The 13,751-nt window shown below is 61.4% G+C and carries 14 protein-coding genes; 10 read left to right on the top strand and 4 right to left on the bottom strand.

Going from position 1 to position 13,751, the window contains the following annotated elements:
- The first annotated feature begins 679 nt into the window (after positions 1–679).
- The 3 genes from AC1RUK_RS15450 to AC1RUK_RS15440 are packed head-to-tail and all read left to right on the top strand — an operon-like array spanning position 680 to position 2,587.
- The gene (locus tag AC1RUK_RS15450) at positions 680–1,339 is read left to right on the top strand and encodes a hypothetical protein (RefSeq protein WP_481834933.1); all 660 of its coding nucleotides are present in this window, start codon (positions 680–682) and stop codon (positions 1,337–1,339) included.
- Positions 1,340–1,341: 2 nt separating this feature from the next.
- Positions 1,342–1,875, top strand: coding sequence for a hypothetical protein (locus AC1RUK_RS15445; RefSeq protein ID WP_481834934.1), 534 nt, complete (start codon positions 1,342–1,344; stop codon positions 1,873–1,875).
- 1 nt (position 1,876) lies between these two features.
- On the top strand, positions 1,877–2,587 hold the full coding sequence (locus AC1RUK_RS15440; protein WP_481834935.1) for a hypothetical protein: 711 nt from the start codon (positions 1,877–1,879) through the stop codon (positions 2,585–2,587).
- Positions 2,588–2,592: 5 nt separating this feature from the next.
- Here the strand turns inward: AC1RUK_RS15440 and AC1RUK_RS15435 are convergent, their stop codons facing one another.
- Together AC1RUK_RS15435 and AC1RUK_RS15430 are read right to left on the bottom strand one after the other, a co-directional pair.
- Positions 2,593–2,961: a sunset domain-containing protein gene (locus tag AC1RUK_RS15435; RefSeq protein ID WP_481834936.1), complete on the bottom strand. Its 369-nt coding sequence runs from the start codon at positions 2,959–2,961 to the stop codon at positions 2,593–2,595.
- Between the two features lie 56 nt (positions 2,962–3,017).
- Entirely contained in the window at positions 3,018–3,245 is a 228-nt protein-coding gene (locus AC1RUK_RS15430; protein WP_481834937.1) for a hypothetical protein, read from the bottom strand.
- A gap of 154 nt (positions 3,246–3,399) precedes the next feature.
- Here AC1RUK_RS15430 and AC1RUK_RS15425 point away from each other — a divergent pair, with 154 nt between their 5' ends.
- The 3 genes from AC1RUK_RS15425 (at position 3,400) to AC1RUK_RS15415 (ending at position 8,202) form a co-directional block, all read left to right on the top strand.
- Positions 3,400–3,825, top strand: coding sequence for a hypothetical protein (locus AC1RUK_RS15425; protein ID WP_481834938.1), 426 nt, complete (start codon positions 3,400–3,402; stop codon positions 3,823–3,825).
- A gap of 108 nt (positions 3,826–3,933) precedes the next feature.
- Positions 3,934–6,315 carry a hypothetical protein gene (locus tag AC1RUK_RS15420; RefSeq protein ID WP_481834939.1) on the top strand — a complete coding sequence of 794 codons (2,382 nt, stop codon included), beginning with the start codon at positions 3,934–3,936 and terminating at the stop codon, positions 6,313–6,315.
- 258 nt (positions 6,316–6,573) lie between these two features.
- The gene (locus AC1RUK_RS15415; protein ID WP_481834940.1) at positions 6,574–8,202 is read left to right on the top strand and encodes a hypothetical protein; all 1,629 of its coding nucleotides are present in this window, start codon (positions 6,574–6,576) and stop codon (positions 8,200–8,202) included.
- A gap of 358 nt (positions 8,203–8,560) precedes the next feature.
- On the opposite strand, the gene AC1RUK_RS15410 is transcribed toward AC1RUK_RS15415, so the two are convergent.
- Both AC1RUK_RS15410 and AC1RUK_RS15405 read right to left on the bottom strand, forming a co-directional pair.
- On the bottom strand, positions 8,561–9,421 hold the full coding sequence (locus AC1RUK_RS15410) for a class I SAM-dependent methyltransferase (protein WP_481834941.1): 861 nt from the start codon (positions 9,419–9,421) through the stop codon (positions 8,561–8,563).
- A 105-nt stretch (positions 9,422–9,526) separates the two neighbouring features.
- Entirely contained in the window at positions 9,527–9,649 is a 123-nt protein-coding gene (locus AC1RUK_RS15405) for a hypothetical protein (RefSeq protein ID WP_481834942.1), read from the bottom strand.
- Positions 9,650–10,206: 557 nt separating this feature from the next.
- On the opposite strand from AC1RUK_RS15405, the gene AC1RUK_RS15400 reads away from it, so the two are divergent.
- The 4 genes from AC1RUK_RS15400 (at position 10,207) to AC1RUK_RS15385 (ending at position 13,744) form a co-directional block, all read left to right on the top strand.
- A complete protein-coding gene (locus AC1RUK_RS15400; protein WP_481834943.1) occupies positions 10,207–11,205 on the top strand; it encodes a glycosyltransferase family 10 domain-containing protein in 999 nt (332 codons plus the stop codon).
- Between the two features lie 104 nt (positions 11,206–11,309).
- Entirely contained in the window at positions 11,310–12,248 is a 939-nt protein-coding gene (locus AC1RUK_RS15395) for a Bug family tripartite tricarboxylate transporter substrate binding protein (protein ID WP_481834944.1), read from the top strand.
- 612 nt (positions 12,249–12,860) lie between these two features.
- A complete protein-coding gene (locus AC1RUK_RS15390) occupies positions 12,861–13,544 on the top strand; it encodes a glycoside hydrolase family 108 protein (RefSeq protein ID WP_481834945.1) in 684 nt (227 codons plus the stop codon).
- Entirely contained in the window at positions 13,541–13,744 is a 204-nt protein-coding gene (locus AC1RUK_RS15385) for a Pam3-gp28 family putative phage holin (RefSeq protein ID WP_481834946.1), read from the top strand. Before AC1RUK_RS15390 ends, AC1RUK_RS15385 begins: the two co-directional genes overlap by 4 nt.
- Positions 13,745–13,751 lie beyond the last annotated feature (7 nt).

Below are 13,751 nucleotides of genomic sequence, written 5' to 3'. Positions count from 1 at the left end.
GATTTTGATAGCGCTGAGCGGCTGCGTATCCAATGTTTCCCCGGATAGTGATGGTATACCACGCCGCGCGTCCTGGGCTGGAAGCAATTAGCCCGCTTAATTCACGCCGATAACGGCCGTGCCGGTTGTTGTGGTCCAACGGTTGTGGGGAGCGCGTTTCGGGCATGACGATAGGCTCGCTCATGAGGTGGCGGTTGGATCTGGATGTTGGGTTTGGCGGCTTGATGTCGGCGGGTTTGTTCTGGGGCGTTTTGGCCCCGTCATCTTTGTCATGAGGCGGGGAATTTGGCCTCATTCATAAGTACCATCGCATTCATCATCGGCTGGATCTACGCGATCGGTGAGTACGGATTCTTCCTAGGGGCAGGGATAGGTTGGATACCTGCCTTTTTCAGGAAGAGAATCGTCACTACGGCCTAGGGCGGGGCGCTGTCCCGCCGGCCTCTCGGACGATCGAAATCCCTCCGGCAGGTCGCCGGCACATCTGAGTTAACTCACCGCAGCGATCCTTCGCGCCCCCCTCTGCCCTGCCGGGCGCTCGTCGTTCGGAAAGCCAAGCAATTGGCTTTCCATCCGCTTCGCGGACCACTCCTCAACCCCCACGAGGAGGGAGATTGGCAACTTCGCCGCCTCGCTCCTCTGCGCAAATCATTCTCGTTCTCCGAAGAAGGACCCACCTGTGACCCACATCCTTGCCGATGCCCTCGGCAGGGCGCGGACGGCTGCCGATTTCGCGGCTGTCATCGCCTTGCTCGACACTGACCTCAACGACGCGCTCGCCCGCAGGCGCGAGCTGCAGCAGGCCGAGGACCGCGCCATCTTCGGCGATGGCGTCCTCAGCGAGGCACGCGCCGCGCTCGACGCCTGCAACGCGACAATCGCGCTCATCGAAAAGACCATGGGGGCGGCCGACAAGCGCCGCGCCGCCGCCGCCGAGGGCGAGGCCCGCGCCGACATCGCGGCGCTCGGCGAAGAGATCAGCGCGAAGGCCGAAGCGCTCGCCGCGCGCTGGCGCAATGTTGCCCGCCTGGTCGAACTGCTGCGCCAGGAGCTGTTCGAGGCCGATGCGCTCGCCCGCGCCATTGCCACCGCCAACGGCCTGTTCGACGCCGCCGGCGTGCCCGACCTGAAGGTCAACCTGACCACCACCCGTCGCGTCGCCATGGCCGGCGCGCGGGCGGCCGCACCCGCCCGCCTCAGCCGCCCGGCGATCCAGGCCGACAGGAGGCTTCTGTCGTTCCTCAGCCCCGGCGGCGCGCTCGACCCGCGCCCGGCGCTTGGCGCGCCGGTCGACGGCATCAAGAGCAAGTTCATCCCCTTTGCCGGCGCGCGAGGCTGACCATGTGCACACTTGCTCTTCTCGGCACCGTTCTTTCCGTCGGCGGCGCGCTGGCCGAGGGCCAGCAGCAGAAGCAGATGGCCGACCATCAGGCCAGGGCCTATGAGCAGCAGGCGCAGGCCGACGCGCAAAGTGCCGCCTTCGAACAAGGCCAGGAACGCCACAAGCAGGATCTCCTGCAGGCGCAGGCGCGCGCCCAGGCCGGCGCTTCCGGCGTCGGCATCGCCGGCTCGCCGACCGAGGTGCTGGCGGCCAATGCCAGGCAGGGCCAGCTCGACATCAAGGCGATCCAGTACGGCTCGCAGCTGCGCCAGAACAACCTGGCCACGCAGGCCGCCATCGCGCGCTTTTCCGGCAGGCAGGCAGCAACCGCCTCGATCTTCAACGCCGGCAATGCCCTGGTTGGCGGCCTCTCCAAAATCTACGACCCGAGCAAAGGCCCGGCCTCGAGCGCCTCGGGCAATGCCGTGTTGTTCGGCACCTCACCCTTCCGGGCTTCCCCCATCTTCAGAGCTTCGTGGGCAGGGAACAATTAGAATGGCGACCATTCCCCTCCAGCTTGCCCAGCGCCGGCTCGATACCGGCAATGGGGTGCAATATCCCAACGGCTCACCCGTCGGCAGCGCCATGCAGAACCTTGGCAACGAGCTTTCGGCCGTCGCCGAGCGCTACCGGCAGCAGAAAGAGCAGCAGGAAGCCTTCGACGCCGAGATCATCCGCCGGCAACTCAACGGTCAGATCGCGAAGACCGAAGACGACGCGGTGGCGAACGCGCCGGCCGACGGCAGCGGCCTGCACGACACCATGTATGGCCAGGTCGATCCGCGCACCGGCCAGATGGTCAAGCCCGGCCTGTTCGACACGCTGTTCGGCGGCATTCTGCAGAAGGTGCCCGAGAGCCAACGCGCCAATTTCATGAGCCAAAAGGAAGCCCTGCGCGCGGCCGGCTCGGCCCGTATGGCCGTCAGGCAGCAGGCGCGTCGCGATGACTATGAGCTGACCCAGTGGAGTGAAGTGCAGGACGCTTCGCTGAGCGTCATTGCCCAGAGCGATCCGGCGGACACCGAAACGTTCGAAGCGATCCGTCAGGACGGGTTCGATTTGATCGCCAAGATGGGCAACCCACTTGCCAGGCAAGCGGCCGAAGCTGCCTGGCGCAGCAACACGGCCAAAGCGCTTGACCGGGCGGTGATCGCCCGAGACAAGACCCGCGCCCTCGGCAATACAAAGGATAATGCGGACCGATAGGCGGCTCACACCTTGGATTTGCGCCAACCGGCCAACCATGCCTCCCATTGAGAGCAGAACCAGCGCTCGCCCTTTGCTGGATTGACGACCGTTTGGCTGTAATATTTTTGGCCTGGAATGTGATAAATACGCTCGCCGGTTTCGACGCTAATGTTGCCCTTGATGTCGCAGCTGCCGGACGACCCGACTGCTCTCACGCTGGAATTGTCAGAGCTGTGCCGATGCACAACCGGAAGCGCATGCCGATCATTCTGCGGGATGAAATAGCTGGCTGCGGCAACGCTGCATAGCAAGACAGGAATTAGCGCGCGCTGTTCCAACAGCGAGCGTTTGCGCCGCCTTCTAGGTGATCCCTTCTGCCCTTGGAGGCCCATAATCCTCTTCCCCAAGGTCAGAATGCGACTCTTGCCGTTTGGAGTCCAGATGGAGCCTAGTTCACCGGCCCTGTTAGGTGCCATCTAGTGAAGGCTGGATCCTTGCCGGTGATTTCCTTCACCGTCTTCAGCAAGGTTTCATGCAGTACCTGGAGCGACCGATAGTGATCGCAGGTATGCGATATCAGCGGGCCTACGATGCTCTTATGCAGCCGTTCCGCATCCGCCAGAAAGCGGTCTAGGTCCGCCTGTGAAAGCTGCTTGGGATGTTTGTGCCTAGCCATTGCGACCTCCGTTTGAGAAATCGCCCCACTTAGGACAATACTCCTATATCTGGCTGGATAAGTACAGCGCTTACGTCGCCTGATGGCGCTGCGAATGCCAAAAGCCCGACCTTTCAAGCCTCGCTTCGCGGGCTTTTTTCATGGAGCAAGCCTCATGGCTCGACCTGCAACTGCCGCCGCTCGTCTGTTGGCCGGCGAACGAGAACCCGTGCGCCTGGCGACCACGGGCAGCATCGCGCTCTATGGACTGCAGACCATCGACGGCGTGCCGGTCGAAGTAGGCGACCGGGTGCTGGTCAAGGACCAGACGGATGCCACGCAGAACGGCATCTATACGGCGAGCGAAGGCCATTGGTATCGCGCCGCCGACGCGCGCAGCGCGCGCACCTTGCAGAGGGGCACCACGGTGCACGTGCAGGAAGGCTCGGTCTCGGCCCATTTCGTCTATGTCTTCGAAACATTTGATCTTGTGATCGGCGCCGATGCCATCGCGCTCGCTTTCTACCTCTTAGACAACACGCTGGGCGACGCGGTGGGCGCGGATAGCGCCGCCGCTGCCAGTGCTGCCGCGGCGCACTAGGCAAAGCGGCCTGAGCGCTCGTTCCTCATAAACACTCTGCCGGCCCTCGCGCTGGATCGAAAATCCCAAGCCTCGCTTTCGCGGGGCTTTTTTCATGGAGCAAGCCTTATGGCCCGACCTGCAACTGCCGCCGTTCGCCTGTTGACCGGCGAACGCGAACCCGTGCGCCTTTGTGCCACGTCCAACATCGATGTCGATGCAGGCGGCCTTGTTATGGTCGACGGCATCCAGACCGAAGTTGGCGACCGCATCCTGCTCATCGCCCAGACCGATGGTTCCGAAAACGGCATCCGCACGGCCTCCGAGGCCCAATGGTACCGCGCCGCCGACGCTCGCACCGCCCGCACCATGCAGAAGGGGACGACGGTTCATGTTCAGGAGGGCACCGTTCACGCCGGCAAGACCTTCGTGTTCAGTACGCTCGACCCAGTGATTGGCGACAGCGATATCGTAATCAATTTCTATATCTCGGACGATGTTGTCGGCGATGTAAACGACGCCGTCGCGGCCGGTCTTACCGAGATCGACGTAAGGATTGCAGCGGCAGGTCTGCCGAACCCAGCGGTTGCGAATACCTTCCTGCAGCGCAATTCCGGCAATATTGCCTATGTCGCCAAGACGCCAGCGGAGACGTTCGATATCATCTCACCGCTGACGACGCGGGGCGATATCATTTTCCGCAATGCAACGACGGCCGCGCGCCTCGCCGCTTCGACTGCTGGCTACCACCTCCAGACCAACGGGGCCGGCACCGATCCTACATGGAGCGGATTTTCACAGCCAACCAGCGCCAGCCCTGCCACCAGGACATGGAATAACAAGGCAGCGGACGTTGTTGATCTGCGTGATTGGGCTGGGCTCGATCTGACCGGTGCGGCCGACATGGCGGCGCTGGTGCAATCAGCAATCAACGCGACCGCTGCGGCCGGCGTCACACTCAACATACCGGCAGGCATCATCAAACTTGGCTCGACGATCACAGTTCCAGAAGGTGCCAACATAGAAGGCCCCGGCTTGCCTACTGACCGCAATAGCGCATTCAGTGCGTTCAACGCCTATTTCCACCTCGCGCACCTCGGTGCGGGCTTTAACCTCACGGGCATAGCAGGTCCGTCTAGCTCTGGCGGGTCTCGGAGGCTGGCCGGTTTCGGCACATACCGCGATCACCCTGCTTTCGGCCCCGGTTGGGTGCCTGCCGCTGCGGCGGCGGATGTGATCCTGACTGGTGCAATCGACGTGACGCTAGAGGATTTGTTCTTCTACAACGCCAATCGCGCAATCCAGCTGACCGGCGACACCTCCAACAATATCGGAAGCAGCCGTGTTACGATCCGCCACATTCGCGGGCAACCGATGCTGTACGGCCTCAATATCGGCAACGTGTACGATGTGATCTACATAGATGACGTGCATTGGTGGCCCTACTGGTCCTTCGATGCCAACGTTCTTGCGTACATGAAGGCCAATGCGACCGCTATTCTACTGGGCCGTGTTGACTGGCCGATGATCGGACGCATCTTCTCGTGGGGCCTCAAGTTCGGATTGCGCATCGTCAATCAGGTCACGGTTGGCGGCCTGCCGGGTGGCACTACAACCGCGATGTCGCTGGGAAGCCTCGGTGTTGATAACTGCGAAGCCGGCCTTGTTGTCGAAGCCGGCGCGGACGGCACGACGTTTGACATCGATCACATGTACGCGACGAACACCGTCTACGCTGCGGGCCACATGCTTAGTTTTGCAGCTAACAATATGCGTGCGTCCATCAAGACCCTGTACGGGGCCAATACGGACGGGAGCCTGGTTAGCATCGGCGGTGGAGGCAATGACCTGTTCATTGGTCATTCGCGCAGTTTTGGCATCGACCATGACGCAAGCGGGTCACCAGAGTTCAGCGTCGCAGCCGGCAATTCGCTGACGCTTGGTTCTAAGCCAATTACGTCGGCCGCTGTTGTCTATAGCTCGACAGGCACCATTTCCCCGCGCGGTGTTGTGGTCGACAAGCAGATATTGACTGTTGCCGGTGCGGCCGTGGCCTTGTCGAACAGTTCGACAGCGGCCCAAGCGATCTTCGCCGCCGCTAATGACACGCTGACTTTGCGGGCAAATCGGACTTATCGTTTCCGGGCTAAGATCAGTCTCAACACCGGGGCGACCTCGCATACAACGCAGTTCAGCCTTGGCGGCACGGCCACGTTTACTTCCGTGGGGTACAAGGCCGTTTCGGCGCAAGGTCCGGCAGGGACGCCAACAGCGCCAGTTCTGCGCCGCTCGGAAGTCGCCACGGCATCGACCATTCTCCCGGCTGGGACTGGCGTCACGTCCGACATTTCCCTAGAGGGCATCATTCGCACGAATGCAGGCGGCACGGTCATCCCTCAAATCACCTTCTCGGCCGGGCCGGCCGGAACGTGCGAAACTGCGATCAACAGCTTTTTCGAAGTTGAGGAAGTCATGGCGGATACTGACGCCGCTGTTGGAAACTACTCATAGGCGCGTTGCGTTCCCTTCGGGGTTTTTGTAGAGAAGGGCATGACCAAAAAGCTTTCAATCGACGTCTCAGGCGCCCCGATCCACGGGGTGACGGCCTGCATGGCCTCTGCGCTCAAGAGTGCGCCGCCGGCTGTGGTTCCGTCTGCTGCCTGCCCAGACTTTTAAGTGTTAAGCGGCCCTATGCGATCGCTAACTTTTGTATGGGCCGCCTGCCTGTTTCCTATCGTGCTCCTGATCAATGGGGCAGTGCCTGGATTTATGGCCCCAACGACCGGCCAACTGCTTTGGGTAACCGGATTCGCTCAATCGTTTGCAAGAGATACGTCGCTTTACGTTCATAACTTCGGCCTGCCGGAGCCGGCGGCGATGGCGTTCGGGCTGTCCATTGCCTTTCCACAGGCAATCCTGATTGACCTCGGAATCAGACCTACGACCGCTTATGTGGTCATTGTCGCCGCCTGGCTCGCTGTCGGCTATTGGGGCGCATATCAGTTTGCCAGATGGCTAGGGGCAGGTCGCCCCTCATCGATCATGAGCGCTGTCGTTTGGTGCACCTTGCCGGTCATCTGGTTTCATCAGGGTTTTTCGGCGGTAGCGTCAGGCATGGTCCTTCTGCCGTTCACGTTGCTCTTTGCGTTTCGAATCATCCACGGGGACAATCGTTTAGTCACTTGCGCCAGCTTTGTGGGGGCCTGCCTGATCGAGGTCTTCATGGATGGCTACTCCTTCATGATGATGGCCGCAGCCTCCGCCATAGCATTGGCTTGGCAAGGCGTCCGTGATCGGAGGAATTGGCGCCAGACGCTCCTGCGCTTTATGGCGATAGGCCTCGGGCTCGGCGCTGCCTACCTCGCGTACGCCTTGTATGAAGGCAGAGCGGACTTTGGCGGTGCCCCGATCGAGTTCTTTCGGGCATTTGGCGCAAACATCGAATTCTTCTTCACTCCAACAAAGGGGATGCTGGCGGCTCCCGACCTGATCGGCTGGGGCAAGGATCGTGCGGCGTCAATGTATTTCGGCGATCCGTCCGTGTACACGGCGACATTCGCCGGCGCGCTCGTCGTGCTTGCGGTTTTTGCCTATGGCACAGGAAGAGTTAAACCTGAGCACAGGGCATTGCTCGCGCTAGTCGCCGTCTTCGCATTCTGGATGGCCTTGGGACCGACCGTCAAACTGTTCACGCATCGCCCCCAAGGTCTCGATGTTATGATGCCGGCTGGGTATGGATGGTTCCCTACCGGCAACAGTTGGCTGATAAACTTGCCCGGTTTTAAAAGTATGCGTGCAGCGTACCGGTGGTCAGCGCTGGCCTTCTTTGCATGCTGGGCGCTCGTGGTCTCGATGATCGCCAGCGGCAGAGTTTCCATGAGGGCACGAGCCGGATTGCTGATCGCTCTGTTTGCCTTCAACATTCCGGCGCCGTCACAGTTTGTGATCTACAGGGCGTCAAAGGACATCGTCGAGGTGATGGTAGCGGAAGTTTCGTCCTGGCAATCTGACTTCCACCGTGGGGAGTTGGTGGCATTCTTGCCCTACGGCAACGACTTCTTGGCCAACGTGGCGGCGAACGAGATCGACATCCGCACCTACAATATTGGCGGCGACAAGAACCAGCAGGCGGCACAGAGATCGTGGCCTGCCGAAATGAATGCCTTCCCTTTTGGGCAGCAGGGGCAGGACTTCGCCAAGAATGTGCAAGCCCTACTCGACAGTGGGAAGGTTGATGCTGTCGTGTTCCCGTACATCGACATGCTGTGGGCGCCGCACTACTGGCCAGTCGCCGATGACGATAAGAACGATTTGGAGCCGATAGCGCGCCAGATCGACGCGATGCCCGGCTACGATGTCGTCTACGCGCCACACTATGCAGTGATCCGCAAGCACTGAACGTTTCCGCCTATCAGAATTCTCCCGGCCGCCACTGAGCGGCCTTTTTCTTACCCACAACCTCAAGAGGGCTCCCCATGGTGCCGGTCGTTGATGTTCAGCACCGTCGCAAAGGAACGGCGCGCGCGAAGAGCCGCGTAGAACGCGCTACGGTCCTATTGATGACCGCACCCATCGCGGCGGCGGGAACAGCCTACGGCGTTGGGCGGCAGACGGGCGGCGCGTCTAATATGCTTCTCGCCACCATACCGGGAACTAACAGCATCACCCTCGTGAAAAGTGATGGCACCTATCCGGGTGGTGATGGCTTTGCAGGGCGGTTCAGCCTCCGGTATCGGATCAGATAGCCGCTGCGAGCCTAACTACGCACTGCAATGATGGTTTGACGTTCTTCAGTAATCCACTGCCCGTCTGCCGTGCGCACTTTTGCGGTCGCCGGGACAAACTCGACGGAAAACCCAAGATTGTCGAAAATGCGCTTAAAAAGGCCTCGCGAAAGAACCCACCAAGTATAGCAATATTGACGGGTTCCCCAATCGTTGGCCGTTCTCATGATCTGTTCGTCCGTCATTTCGATTAGCGTAAACGGCAAAATGACCGCTTCCTTGGCGAGGCAGGCCATATTCCCGATTGCGGTGACCGGATCGGACAGGTGTTCTATGATCGCGCCTGCGATAACAACGTCAAAACGCCTGCCCCAATAGGGGTATTTTTCGATGGGCGCATAGACGACTTCGACCTTGCTACCTAGTTTGCGGTGTGCGTACCAAAATGAATTCTTGAGTGTGACGATATAATCATCGTATGCGGTTACCCATTCGTCGCGCTGACTATGAAACGCCGTATCGCTGAACTGTATTTGGCGGAAATCGATGGCAGAGTTTGCATCTGTCGCGGTGACAATGGCACCAGCCTTTTCCGCTTCAAACGCAAGAAAACCTGACGCCGTGCCAACATCGAGGACAGATTTCCCAGCGATCGGATAGTTGCCGATGTATTGATCGAAGCCGCCTCGAATGTCCCATACACCCTGAAGAGTCTCGCCGTCGGGAAGATCAATCGCGTGGTAAAACGTGCATCGATCGGCCATCGGAACCGGCCACGGTTTTTCTACGAAGTATGGGAAAGAAGCTATTTCTGGCGGTGTGGCGGGGAAATATTTTCGCACGGCAATTCTTAGTCCAAGCGGCAGAGTGTTTCGCGCGATCGCTCTTATCATGATCAGTTCACTCCCGGAGTTCACAACCGTTAGCCGAGAACTGCAATAGCGGCAACCAGCCGTCGCAATCCCCACAACCTCAAGATCTGCCCGCAAGGGCGCAAACTACTCCGCCGCGCCCTTCGGTAGGAAGCCCTTGGCCTCCAAATCGTCCACGATGAGTTTCTCGACGTAGGCAGCGACCGTGCGCCTGTCTGCCTTGGCGGCGTTCTCTAGAGCGTCCTTCACGATGGGCTCGATCCTGAGCCCCAATGCCGCTGTCCGTTCATTAGCGAAATCGTAGACCTCGACAGTTACCGTTATAAAAAGCCGCAATGCGCTGACGGATATCAGATCGTCACCATCTCAACAACGACCGGTGTCGCGCGTCGGGCGAGAGACAAAGGAATTGGCGGCACCGTGCCGTCGGCTCCCCAGTAATCAGCCGTCACTCACCTAGCAAATCTCCCGGCCGCCACCGAGCGGCTCCGCATGGACCGCAACGTCGCGCGCTTGCTTGCGCTCGTCGTCAAATCCAAAGGCGGTGGCTCCGAAGACCGATCCACTGAATCCGCTGAGCTGGCCGCTGGTCGCTCGAAGTCCGCGGCCCGGCTGAAATGTTGCTTGATGCCGCAGAGACGAACGGGTAACTCCGACGGCCATGGAGCCCCGGCGGACATTCCCGATGATAGACATGCCGCGAGGCTTCGCCGCGGTCTGCCATGTCATCGCGCACGGCCGGGACTTGCCGACAGCCGGGCAGCTGTCCCGGGTCCGGCGCGGCAATTTCGGCTGCGGAATCTAAGATGCCCGCCGACCATGACGCCACAGAGCCGCTGATCCTTTTTTATACGACGGTCTTCGGCAAGCCCGTCGACATCGCCTCCATCCAGTGCGACCTCCCCGGGCGCTGGACACTGGACAAGCGTCGCATTGCCGAGGCGGCGGCGGTCGTCTTCCACATCCCGGACCATCGTGAGATCGGCGACGCCTGGAAATATCCCGGCCAGTCTTGGATCGGCTGGACGATGGAAAGCCGGCAGAACTACAAGCGCTTCGCCGACCCGAACTACATGCGCCATTTCGACTTCACCATGACGCATGAGCGCCGATCGGATGTCTGGATGCCCTATCTCCCCCACGCGCGCTGGTGGGAGGAGGTTCGGGCAACGCCAGTCGCGGCCAAGACCGAAGCGGCTCCGCTCGTGCTTTTCCAATCGGCGCCGCTGAACCATAGCGGGCGCGTCGACCTGGTAAGCGAGCTTGCCCGGCACATCGGCGTCGATTCCTACGGACGGCATTTCCGCAACCGGACGATCGAAGGCCCCGATCTCGGCCTGCAGACGAAGATCGAGACCGTTGCGCGCTACAGATTCTGCCTGGCGCTGGAGAACTCGAGCGAGGCGGATTACGTCACCGAAAAGATTTTCGATGCCTTCAGGGCCGGCACGGTGCCGGTCTATCTGGGCGCCCCGAATGTCGACGAATACGTGCCGCCGAATTCCTACATCAACGCGGCCGCGTTCAGCGATGTGGCCGATCTGGCTGCCTACCTGCGCCATCTGGTCGAAACGCCGGACGCCTACGAGGCCTATTTCGCCTGGCGCTCGAAGCCGCTGCCCGACCGCCTTGTCGCGCGCCTGGAAGAGGCGGAAACATCGGCGTTCCAACGGCTGATGAAGCTCGTGCATGAACAGATGGAGCGCCATCCCGCGTCACAAGCGGGGCGGCCGCGGCTTCCCTTCGGCCTGCAGTCCTACGTCAGGACGCGGCTGCGCAAATGGAGGAAGAAGGTTACGGCCTGAAAGCGGCGGGAATCTCGGCGAAGGTTTCGCTTTGGCGGCGACTTGTCCGCTAGTGGATGGGATCTAACACTTGGTGCCCACGTTTGACGGCGCATGAGGACACGATGAAAAGCGCAACAAATCTGGCCGCGTCCGCACGAGACTATCCGGCCAAGCCGGTACGCATAATTGACCCGTTCGGGGCGGGCGGCGGGCCCGATCTGTTAGCCCGTGCCCTGGCCCCGAAGCTTTCTGAGCTGTGGGGCCAACCCGTGGCAGTGGAGAATATCTCAGGTGCGGGAGCTACTGCCGGCCCTGCCCAGGTCGCGAAGTCACCAGCTGACGGCTACACGCTGCTGATAAACACCAACGCTCAGGCGTACAGTGCGGCGCTCTTGAAGGACCTCCCGTATGACCCGTTGAAGGATTTCATTCCGATCATTCCGCTCACGAGGCAAGCCTACGTACTCGTGGCAGCCAAGGCGACTGGTGTCACCACCGTCGGCGGGCTCATTGCGGCGGCGAAGGCGAAGCCAGGTGAGCTCAAGTTTGGATCCACCGGTATAGGCACCGGCACACATGTTGGAGTCGAGAAATTCAATCAAGCGGCGGGAATCAAGGCGCTGCATGTGCCTCCCTCGCCGAACGATTCGAACGCCGATACGATCGCCAGCGCGATAGCGGCGCGCTTCACTTACTATTTGGTGCCAATCTCTCTTGCCCTACCGCACATTCGCGACGGCACACTCGTTGCGCTGGGCGTGAGTACCGCGCGGCGCTCGACCTTGCTCCCGGAGGTACCGACAATCGCGGAGGCGAGCATCGCCGGATTCGACTTCCCGATCTGGTATGGAATATGGGTGCCGGCCGGCTCTCCGACCGGCGTGGTTGACCAGCTTGCGAATGACATCGGGCGCGTGCTCGCCGGGCCGGATTTGCGCGAATGGATCGCTAAACACGGGGGCGAGCCAATGAGCATGACGCAGCCCAAGTTCGTGCGCTTCGTGCAGAGCGAGAGTGAAGGCGCGGCGCGACTGATGAAAGCCGCCAGTGTCAAGCCTTAATAGCCGACCGTCTGACGAGCTGTCTGCGTAATTCGCGCAATGAAGGATATTCCCGTGCGCATGCGCCAGACTCGCATGCACTTTCGCCAAAAGGGAATTCCAAGCCGGACTCTTATGTCAGGCCGATACCGCTAGGGCGCGTCGCGGCTGAAGGGATCCAGACCACGCGCTTCAAGCGGCTGCCTGCGGACTGTCCCGCCGGTGCCTGCGCACTCCGAACAGTGGACGGTCGCACCAGGGCATATATGGCGATGCGTGCCTGCGGGGCAGCAATGGCCGTTCGAGGCGCGCCATCGCGGACACTCGAAGGCCCTGCCGGTGCCGCCGCAGCCCTGGCACTCACGCGCCTCGGAAGATAACAAACGCATTTCGCCCAACCCCGGCGCCGTCTCCCAAGCGCCAAACCCCAAGCCGATAGTGCGACGAGCCCCACTCGCCGTTCGGCAAGCTTAGTATAAGGCAGTTAAGGCTTTTCTAAAACGCCCTTTTCCGGGGCCGGGAGATCCATCCACCGGCTGGCGCGGCGCGGCCTATCGAACAGCCCGTTTGCCAACAATTTTCGGCCACCACTGAGCGGCCATTTCTCCCCCCACAACCTCAAGAGGTTTTCCCATGGACCGCAACTTTGCGCGGGCGCTCGCGCTCGTCTTGAAATCCGAAGGCGGCTGGTCGGACAATCCGGCCGATCCGGGCGGCGCCACCATGAAAGGCGTCACGCTTGCCAATTTCCGCCGCTACGTGAAGGCGGACGCCACCAAGGCCGACCTCAGGAAGATCAGCGACGAGCAGATCGGGACCGTCTATCGCCGCTTCTACTGGGATGCCGTTGCCGGTGCCGAGCTTCCGGGCGGTCTCGACTACGCGGTGTTCGATTTTGCCGTGAACAGCGGGCCGGGCAGGGCGGCGAAATACCTGCAGGCGATCGTCGGTGCCGACCAGGACGGCAGGATCGGTCCGGCGACGCTGAGCGCCGTGAAGGCGAGGCCCGCCGGCGCGGTCATCGACGCGCTCTGCGATGCCCGGCTTGCCTTCCTGAAGCGGCTGCCGACCTGGCCGACCTTCGGCAGGGGCTGGAGCGAGCGGGTCGGCTCGGTCCGCGCGCAGGCGCTGTTGCTGTCGGCGGCCGCGCCCGCCTCAGATGATCCGCCTCCGGCACCCAAGCGGGCCGCGCCGTCCGCCGCGTCGCCAGCACCCGCCGCTGCTCCGGCCGTTCCAGGCGTGGCTGCCCGGCGCAATGCGTTTTGGCGCCTGTTGACGGCGATTTTCAAAATCATTCTTGGAGGCAAACCCGCATGATTGCCGTCATCATCCGCATTGCGCTGCGCTACGGCGCCGGCGTCCTCGTCGCACGCGGCCTGCTTGGCGCCGGCGATGCCGCCGCCCTGTCCAGCGATCCCGACATCCAGATGGCGCTCGAGACCGGCGTCGGCCTGGCGCTGAGCATTGCCGCCGAAGCCTGGTACGTGCTGGCGCGAAAATTCCACTGGTCGAAGTGAGGAGACG

This window comes from Mesorhizobium monacense (genome assembly GCF_056781675.1).
This window is presented reverse-complemented; position numbering and strand designations above follow the sequence as displayed.

Bases quoted from the DNA above. Each gene is read 5' to 3' on its own strand.
- AC1RUK_RS15435 (WP_481834936.1), bottom strand. From the start codon at position 2,961: ATGGGCCTCCAAGGGCAGAAGGGATCACCTAGAAGGCGGCGCAAACGC.
- AC1RUK_RS15395 (WP_481834944.1), top strand. From the start codon at position 11,310: ATGAAAAGCGCAACAAATCTGGCCGCGTCCGCACGAGACTATCCGGCC.
- AC1RUK_RS15440 (WP_481834935.1), top strand. From the start codon at position 1,877: ATGGCGACCATTCCCCTCCAGCTTGCCCAGCGCCGGCTCGATACCGGC.
- AC1RUK_RS15390 (WP_481834945.1), top strand. From the start codon at position 12,861: ATGGACCGCAACTTTGCGCGGGCGCTCGCGCTCGTCTTGAAATCCGAA.
- AC1RUK_RS15425 (WP_481834938.1), top strand. From the start codon at position 3,400: ATGGCTCGACCTGCAACTGCCGCCGCTCGTCTGTTGGCCGGCGAACGA.
- AC1RUK_RS15385 (WP_481834946.1), top strand. From the start codon at position 13,541: ATGATTGCCGTCATCATCCGCATTGCGCTGCGCTACGGCGCCGGCGTC.
- AC1RUK_RS15400 (WP_481834943.1), top strand. From the start codon at position 10,207: ATGCCCGCCGACCATGACGCCACAGAGCCGCTGATCCTTTTTTATACG.
- AC1RUK_RS15415 (WP_481834940.1), top strand. From the start codon at position 6,574: ATGGCCCCAACGACCGGCCAACTGCTTTGGGTAACCGGATTCGCTCAA.
- AC1RUK_RS15410 (WP_481834941.1), bottom strand. From the start codon at position 9,421: ATGATAAGAGCGATCGCGCGAAACACTCTGCCGCTTGGACTAAGAATT.
- AC1RUK_RS15445 (WP_481834934.1), top strand. From the start codon at position 1,342: ATGTGCACACTTGCTCTTCTCGGCACCGTTCTTTCCGTCGGCGGCGCG.
- AC1RUK_RS15420 (WP_481834939.1), top strand. From the start codon at position 3,934: ATGGCCCGACCTGCAACTGCCGCCGTTCGCCTGTTGACCGGCGAACGC.
- AC1RUK_RS15430 (WP_481834937.1), bottom strand. From the start codon at position 3,245: ATGGCTAGGCACAAACATCCCAAGCAGCTTTCACAGGCGGACCTAGAC.